This is a genomic window from Mesorhizobium sp. B3-1-7 (genome assembly GCF_006439385.1).
Lineage (GTDB): Bacteria > Pseudomonadota > Alphaproteobacteria > Rhizobiales > Rhizobiaceae > Mesorhizobium.
Genome location: NZ_VFTL01000072.1, coordinates 1 through 7,491, shown reverse-complemented (window position 1 = coordinate 7,491; position 7,491 = coordinate 1). Strand labels below are relative to the sequence as shown.

Annotated in this window: 6 protein-coding genes, 2 pseudogenes and 2 riboswitches; of the genes and pseudogenes, 4 read left to right on the top strand and 4 right to left on the bottom strand. The window is 66.1% G+C overall.

Translation table 11 applies throughout. The features are described from left to right. The 4 genes and pseudogenes from FJ417_RS32740 to FJ417_RS32725 all read left to right on the top strand — a co-directional run. On the top strand, positions 1-277 hold a 277-nt coding region (locus FJ417_RS32740), incomplete at its 5' end, for a crosslink repair DNA glycosylase YcaQ family protein (protein ID WP_181183369.1). 29 nt (positions 278-306) lie between these two features. Continuing rightward, positions 307-510: riboswitch (cobalamin riboswitch) on the top strand. A gap of 39 nt (positions 511-549) precedes the next feature. Continuing rightward, positions 550-975 carry a DUF1636 family protein gene (locus FJ417_RS32735; protein WP_140786316.1) on the top strand — a complete coding sequence of 142 codons (426 nt, stop codon included), beginning with the start codon at positions 550-552 and terminating at the stop codon, positions 973-975. 2 nt (positions 976-977) lie between these two features. Further along, the gene (cobW, locus tag FJ417_RS32730) at positions 978-2,015 is read left to right on the top strand and encodes a cobalamin biosynthesis protein CobW (RefSeq protein WP_140786317.1); all 1,038 of its coding nucleotides are present in this window, start codon (positions 978-980) and stop codon (positions 2,013-2,015) included. 18 nt (positions 2,016-2,033) lie between these two features. Continuing rightward, positions 2,034-3,644 (top strand): annotated as a pseudogene (locus tag FJ417_RS32725) (cobaltochelatase subunit CobN); the annotation flags it as partial. Between the two features lie 140 nt (positions 3,645-3,784). Here FJ417_RS32725 and FJ417_RS32720 read toward each other — a convergent pair. The 4 genes and pseudogenes from FJ417_RS32720 to FJ417_RS32705 form a co-directional block, all read right to left on the bottom strand. After that, positions 3,785-5,458: pseudogene (locus FJ417_RS32720) on the bottom strand (cobaltochelatase subunit CobN); the annotation flags it as partial. Positions 5,459-5,476: 18 nt separating this feature from the next. Further along, the gene (gene cobW, locus FJ417_RS32715; RefSeq protein ID WP_140786317.1) at positions 5,477-6,514 is read right to left on the bottom strand and encodes a cobalamin biosynthesis protein CobW; all 1,038 of its coding nucleotides are present in this window, start codon (positions 6,512-6,514) and stop codon (positions 5,477-5,479) included. 2 nt (positions 6,515-6,516) lie between these two features. Next, the gene (locus tag FJ417_RS32710; RefSeq protein ID WP_140786316.1) at positions 6,517-6,942 is read right to left on the bottom strand and encodes a DUF1636 family protein; all 426 of its coding nucleotides are present in this window, start codon (positions 6,940-6,942) and stop codon (positions 6,517-6,519) included. 39 nt (positions 6,943-6,981) lie between these two features. Then, positions 6,982-7,185: riboswitch (cobalamin riboswitch) on the bottom strand. A 29-nt stretch (positions 7,186-7,214) separates the two neighbouring features. After that, the coding region (locus FJ417_RS32705; protein WP_181183369.1) for a crosslink repair DNA glycosylase YcaQ family protein at positions 7,215-7,491 on the bottom strand (277 nt) is incomplete at its 5' end.

Here is a 7,491-nt window from a genome sequence, read left to right as displayed (position 1 = left end):
GATCTACACGCCGGCCGAAAAGCGCCAATACGGCTACTACGTGCTGCCCTTCCTGCTTGGCGACCGCATCGTCGCCCGTGTCGATCTGCGAGCCGATCGGCCGGCGAGCGTGCTGCGCGTCCATGCTGCCTATGCCGAAACCGGTGCTCCCGCCGAAACGGCGGCCCAACTCTTCGACGAATTGAAGCAGATGCAGGGCTGGCTCGGCCTGGGAGCGATCGAAGTGACGCCGGCCGGCGACCTCGGGCCGGCGCTGGCCGACATCGCGGTGTCGTAGCCGTGCGTTGACAGGCACCCGGCCGTAAGCCTAAATCCGCCGCAGACGGTCTTCTCCCGGCAAAGGGAGGAGCCAAGAGGGAATGCGGTGCGGGCCAACGCCCAAATCCGCGGCTGTCCCCGCAACTGTAAGCGACGAGCCCCGGCCGAAAACCACTGGGATGTTCCCGGGAAGGCGGCCTTCAAGGCGACGACTCGCGAGCCAGGAGACCTGCCGTCTGAGACTTTAAGTATCCGAATGCCCGGCGGGTTTTCCGGGCAAGGAGCCTGGTTTTGGATCGTAACGGCAGTTTCCCGGCAAATAGTGCGGATATTTCGTCCGAGCCCGACGCGCTGGCCGGCGTGACCGTCATCGTCTGCTCCTCCTGCCGCGACGAAACCGGCTCGGACGCACATCCGCGTGCCGGCGCGCTGCTGGCCGAGGACACGCGCCGGGCTGCCTCCGGCGAAAACATCAACATCCGCACCGTCGAATGCCTCGGCAATTGCAAGCGCCGGCTGAGCGCCGCGCTGCTGCGCGACGGCTGCTGGAGCTATGTCTTCGGCGATCTGACCCCGACCAGCGGCGCCGACCTCATCGCCGGCGCAAAGCTCTTCGCCATCTCGACCGACGGCCTGATCCCCTGGCACGGCCGGCCCGATTCCCTCAAGCGCGGCCTGGTTGCCCGCATTCCTCCCCTCGACATGCTGAAGGACTGACCATGAACGCTTCCGTTTCTCGTGTTCCCTGCACCGTCGTCACCGGCTTCCTCGGCGCCGGCAAGACGACGCTGATCCGCAACCTGCTCGAGAACGCCAAGGGCAAGCGGCTGGCGATCATCGTCAACGAGTTCGGTGATGTCGGCATCGACGGCGAGATACTGAAAGGCTGCTGCGTCGACACATGCCCGGAGGAAAACATCGTCGAGCTCGCCAATGGCTGCATCTGCTGCACCGTGGCCGACGATTTCGTGCCGGCGCTCGACCAGATCCTGTCGCTCAACCCCAAGGTCGACCACATCCTGATCGAGACCTCCGGCCTCGCTCTGCCGAAGCCGCTGGTCCAGGCCTTCCAGTGGCCGACGGTCAAGAGCCGTGTCACGGTCGACGGGGTCGTCGCCGTTGTTGATGGCCCGGCGCTGGCCGACGGCCGCGTCGCTTCCGACATGGATGCCCTGCAGGCCCAGCGCGCCGCGGACGTGACGCTCGACCATGACGATCCGGTCGAAGAGGTATTCGAGGACCAGATTGCCTGCGCCGACCTGATCATCCTGTCGAAGAGCGACCTGATGGATGCGGCCGGATCGCAGCGCGCCAACGCCGTCATCGGCAAGCACGTCGCGCGCGCCGTGAAGATCGTTCCGACCGCGCAAGGCAAGGTCGACCCGTCGGTGCTGCTCGGTCTCGGCCTCGCCGTCGAGGACGACATCGAGAACCGCAAGACCCATCACGACGACGAGCTCGACCATGAGCACGACGATTTCGATTCCTTCGTCATCGACATCCCTTCGGTCGCCAACCCCGATGAGCTGGCCGAGCGCGTCGCCCTTGCCGCCGAGCAGGAAAACGTGCTGCGCGTCAAAGGCTTCGTCGAGGTCGGTGGCAAGCCGATGCGGCTCCTGCTCCAGGCTGTCGGCCCGCGCGTCAATCATTATTACGACCGCGCCTGGACGGCCGAGGACGACCGCCGTTCGCGGCTCGTCGTCATCGGCCTCAAGGGGCTGAACCGCCCGGCGATCGAGCGTATCCTCGCCGGCTGAGGCAAAGACCAAAAAGCGATGCATATCCTCACCACGACATCCGCTTCGCTCGACGATCTCGCCGAGCCGGTCGACCTCAGGCAGACGCCTGCGGATGTGGTGGCCCTGTCCTTCACCGACAGCGACCTCGCCGGTCTGGCCGCCGCCTGGAAGGCCGATGCCGCGCGGCTGCCCGCGATGCGGCTTGCGGCGCTGCGCGACCTTCGCCACCCGATGTCGGTGGATCTTTGGATCGACAGCGTCGCCCGCCACGCCAAGGTCGTCCTGGTGCGCATCCTCGGCGGCTATGAGTGGTGGCGCTATGGCTGCGACCAGCTCGCCGCGGTCGCGCGCGAGCGCGGCATCAAGCTGGCGCTGCTGCCCGGTGAAAGCCATGACGAGGACCAGCGGCTGATCGAAGGCTCGACCCTGCCGCGCGCCGAGCTCGACGCCCTGCTCGGCTATTTCCGCGAAGGCGGGCCGGCCAATATGGCGGCGCTGGTGCAAAGGCTGGCGCGACTTGCGGGGGCTGAGGCGGTCGCGGTTGATGCGGTCAGTGTGCCGAAGGCGGGGTATTATGAGCCGGGAGTTGGTGTCGTCGAGAAGTCGAACGTTTCAAGGGTCGGCATTCCTTCGCACCCCCCTCTGTCCTGCCGGACATCTCCCCCGCAAGGGGGGAGATCAGCCGTCACCCAAGCCGGCTCTATCTCTGCTTCGTCAAATATCGAGCTAGCTGAAACATCTACAGTTGGCGAAACCGTCGACCACAGAGCAATCTCCCCCCTTGCGGGGGAGATGTCCGGCAGGACAGAGGGGGGTGTGACGGAACTCGGCGTCGACAATTTCGCAGTCGTCCCCATCCTCTTCTACCGCTCGATGCTGCTCGCGGCAGACGTAGCGCCGATCGACGCTCTGGCGGAAGCGTTGAAGCAGCAAGGCATGGCCCCTGTGCCGATCTTCGTTTCCAGCCTCAAGGACCCGGCGTCTCTCGCCTTCGTCGAAAACGCGATCGCCTCGCTGAATCCCGCCGCCATCGTCACCGCGACCGCCTTCGCCTCCGGCGCGGAACCCGGCGCCGAGACCCTGTTCGACCGCGCCGCTGTGCCGGTGTTCCAGGTCATCGTCGCCACGACGAGACGCGAGGTCTGGGAGAAGAACCAGCGCGGCCTGGCGCCCGCCGATCTCGCCATGCATGTCGTGCTGCCCGAGCTCGACGGCCGTATCCTTGCCGGCGCCATCTCGTTCAAGGACGAGGTCGAAACCGACCCGGCGCTCGCCTTCCGCGCCTTCGCCAACCGGCCGGAGGCTGATCGCGTCGAGCAGGTCGCCAGGCGGATCGCTGCCTTTATCCGCCTGCAGCGGACCGAGCGGGCCGAGCGCAAGCTGGCGATCCTGATCCCCGATTATCCCAGCGCGCCCGGGCGGACCGGCTATGCCGTTGGGCTTGATGTGCCGTCAAGCGTGCTCGCCATGCTGCATGACCTGAAGGAACAGGGCTATGCGGTAGACGGGATTCCGCAATCGCCGCGGCGATTGCTGGATGTGTTGGAGGTTGGTGGGCTTGGCCTCTCCGTAGAGGACTACTCCGCCTTTTCGTTCGAACTGCCGAGGGAAGCGCGCGATGCAGTAGAGGCCGTGTGGGGCAAGGCAGAAGGGATAGGTTCGCGCGAGGCACCCCCCTCTGTCCTGCCGGACATCTCCCCCGCAAGGGGGGAGATTGGCAGTTCCGTCGAAGGCGCCGTTCCTGCAACTCCGACAATTGGCGAAAGCGGTGGCGACAGATCGATCTCCTCCCTTGCGGGGGAGATGTCCGGCAGGACAGAGGGGGGTGCCTCGCGCGAACCTATCCCTTCTGCCTTGCCCCACACGGCCTCTACTGCATCGCGCGCTTCCCTCGGCAGTTCGAACGAAAAGGCGGAGTAGTCCTCTACGGAGAGGCCAAGCCCACCAACCTCCAACACATCCAGCAATCGCCGCGGCGATTGCGGAATCCCGTCTACCGCATAGCCCTGTTCCTTCAGGTCATGCAGCATGGCGAGCACGCTTGACGGCACATCAAGCCCAACGGCATAGCCGGTCCGCCCGGGCGCGCTGGGATAATCGGGGATCAGGATCGCCAGCTTGCGCTCGGCCCGCTCGGTCCGCTGCAGGCGGATAAAGGCAGCGATCCGCCTGGCGACCTGCTCGACGCGATCAGCCTCCGGCCGGTTGGCGAAGGCGCGGAAGGCGAGCGCCGGGTCGGTTTCGACCTCGTCCTTGAACGAGATGGCGCCGGCAAGGATACGGCCGTCGAGCTCGGGCAGCACGACATGCATGGCGAGATCGGCGGGCGCCAGGCCGCGCTGGTTCTTCTCCCAGACCTCGCGTCTCGTCGTGGCGACGATGACCTGGAACACCGGCACAGCGGCGCGGTCGAACAGGGTCTCGGCGCCGGGTTCCGCGCCGGAGGCGAAGGCGGTCGCGGTGACGATGGCGGCGGGATTCAGCGAGGCGATCGCGTTTTCGACGAAGGCGAGAGACGCCGGGTCCTTGAGGCTGGAAACGAAGATCGGCACAGGGGCCATGCCTTGCTGCTTCAACGCTTCCGCCAGAGCGTCGATCGGCGCTACGTCTGCCGCGAGCAGCATCGAGCGGTAGAAGAGGATGGGGACGACTGCGAAATTGTCGACGCCGAGTTCCGTCACACCCCCCTCTGTCCTGCCGGACATCTCCCCCGCAAGGGGGGAGATTGCTCTGTGGTCGACGGTTTCGCCAACTGTAGATGTTTCAGCTAGCTCGATATTTGACGAAGCAGAGATAGAGCCGGCTTGGGTGACGGCTGATCTCCCCCCTTGCGGGGGAGATGTCCGGCAGGACAGAGGGGGGTGCGAAGGAATGCCGACCCTTGAAACGTTCGACTTCTCGACGACACCAACTCCCGGCTCATAATACCCCGCCTTCGGCACACTGACCGCATCAACCGCGACCGCCTCAGCCCCCGCAAGTCGCGCCAGCCTTTGCACCAGCGCCGCCATATTGGCCGGCCCGCCTTCGCGGAAATAGCCGAGCAGGGCGTCGAGCTCGGCGCGCGGCAGGGTCGAGCCTTCGATCAGCCGCTGGTCCTCGTCATGGCTTTCACCGGGCAGCAGCGCCAGCTTGATGCCGCGCTCGCGCGCGACCGCGGCGAGCTGGTCGCAGCCATAGCGCCACCACTCATAGCCGCCGAGGATGCGCACCAGGACGACCTTGGCGTGGCGGGCGACGCTGTCGATCCAAAGATCCACCGACATCGGGTGGCGAAGGTCGCGCAGCGCCGCAAGCCGCATCGCGGGCAGCCGCGCGGCATCGGCCTTCCAGGCGGCGGCCAGACCGGCGAGGTCGCTGTCGGTGAAGGACAGGGCCACCACATCCGCAGGCGTCTGCCTGAGGTCGACCGGCTCGGCGAGATCGTCGAGCGAAGCGGATGTCGTGGTGAGGATATGCATCGCTTTTTGGTCTTTGCCTCAGCCGGCGAGGATACGCTCGATCGCCGGGCGGTTCAGCCCCTTGAGGCCGATGACGACGAGCCGCGAACGGCGGTCGTCCTCGGCCGTCCAGGCGCGGTCGTAATAATGATTGACGCGCGGGCCGACAGCCTGGAGCAGGAGCCGCATCGGCTTGCCACCGACCTCGACGAAGCCTTTGACGCGCAGCACGTTTTCCTGCTCGGCGGCAAGGGCGACGCGCTCGGCCAGCTCATCGGGGTTGGCGACCGAAGGGATGTCGATGACGAAGGAATCGAAATCGTCGTGCTCATGGTCGAGCTCGTCGTCGTGATGGGTCTTGCGGTTCTCGATGTCGTCCTCGACGGCGAGGCCGAGACCGAGCAGCACCGACGGGTCGACCTTGCCTTGCGCGGTCGGAACGATCTTCACGGCGCGCGCGACGTGCTTGCCGATGACGGCGTTGGCGCGCTGCGATCCGGCCGCATCCATCAGGTCGCTCTTCGACAGGATGATCAGGTCGGCGCAGGCAATCTGGTCCTCGAATACCTCTTCGACCGGATCGTCATGGTCGAGCGTCACGTCCGCGGCGCGCTGGGCCTGCAGGGCATCCATGTCGGAAGCGACGCGGCCGTCGGCCAGCGCCGGGCCATCAACAACGGCGACGACCCCGTCGACCGTGACACGGCTCTTGACCGTCGGCCACTGGAAGGCCTGGACCAGCGGCTTCGGCAGAGCGAGGCCGGAGGTCTCGATCAGGATGTGGTCGACCTTGGGGTTGAGCGACAGGATCTGGTCGAGCGCCGGCACGAAATCGTCGGCCACGGTGCAGCAGATGCAGCCATTGGCGAGCTCGACGATGTTTTCCTCCGGGCATGTGTCGACGCAGCAGCCTTTCAGTATCTCGCCGTCGATGCCGACATCACCGAACTCGTTGACGATGATCGCCAGCCGCTTGCCCTTGGCGTTCTCGAGCAGGTTGCGGATCAGCGTCGTCTTGCCGGCGCCGAGGAAGCCGGTGACGACGGTGCAGGGAACACGAGAAACGGAAGCGTTCATGGTCAGTCCTTCAGCATGTCGAGGGGAGGAATGCGGGCAACCAGGCCGCGCTTGAGGGAATCGGGCCGGCCGTGCCAGGGGATCAGGCCGTCGGTCGAGATGGCGAAGAGCTTTGCGCCGGCGATGAGGTCGGCGCCGCTGGTCGGGGTCAGATCGCCGAAGACATAGCTCCAGCAGCCGTCGCGCAGCAGCGCGGCGCTCAGCCGGCGCTTGCAATTGCCGAGGCATTCGACGGTGCGGATGTTGATGTTTTCGCCGGAGGCAGCCCGGCGCGTGTCCTCGGCCAGCAGCGCGCCGGCACGCGGATGTGCGTCCGAGCCGGTTTCGTCGCGGCAGGAGGAGCAGACGATGACGGTCACGCCGGCCAGCGCGTCGGGCTCGGACGAAATATCCGCACTATTTGCCGGGAAACTGCCGTTACGATCCAAAACCAGGCTCCTTGCCCGGAAAACCCGCCGGGCATTCGGATACTTAAAGTCTCAGACGGCAGGTCTCCTGGCTCGCGAGTCGTCGCCTTGAAGGCCGCCTTCCCGGGAACATCCCAGTGGTTTTCGGCCGGGGCTCGTCGCTTACAGTTGCGGGGACAGCCGCGGATTTGGGCGTTGGCCCGCACCGCATTCCCTCTTGGCTCCTCCCTTTGCCGGGAGAAGACCGTCTGCGGCGGATTTAGGCTTACGGCCGGGTGCCTGTCAACGCACGGCTACGACACCGCGATGTCGGCCAGCGCCGGCCCGAGGTCGCCGGCCGGCGTCACTTCGATCGCTCCCAGGCCGAGCCAGCCCTGCATCTGCTTCAATTCGTCGAAGAGTTGGGCCGCCGTTTCGGCGGGAGCACCGGTTTCGGCATAGGCAGCATGGACGCGCAGCACGCTCGCCGGCCGATCGGCTCGCAGATCGACACGGGCGACGATGCGGTCGCCAAGCAGGAAGGGCAGCACGTAGTAGCCGTATTGGCGCTTTTCGGCCGGCGTGTAGATC

Bases quoted from the DNA above. Each gene is read 5' to 3' on its own strand.
- cobW (WP_140786317.1), top strand. From the start codon at position 978: ATGAACGCTTCCGTTTCTCGTGTTCCCTGCACCGTCGTCACCGGCTTC.
- cobW (WP_140786317.1), bottom strand. From the start codon at position 6,514: ATGAACGCTTCCGTTTCTCGTGTTCCCTGCACCGTCGTCACCGGCTTC.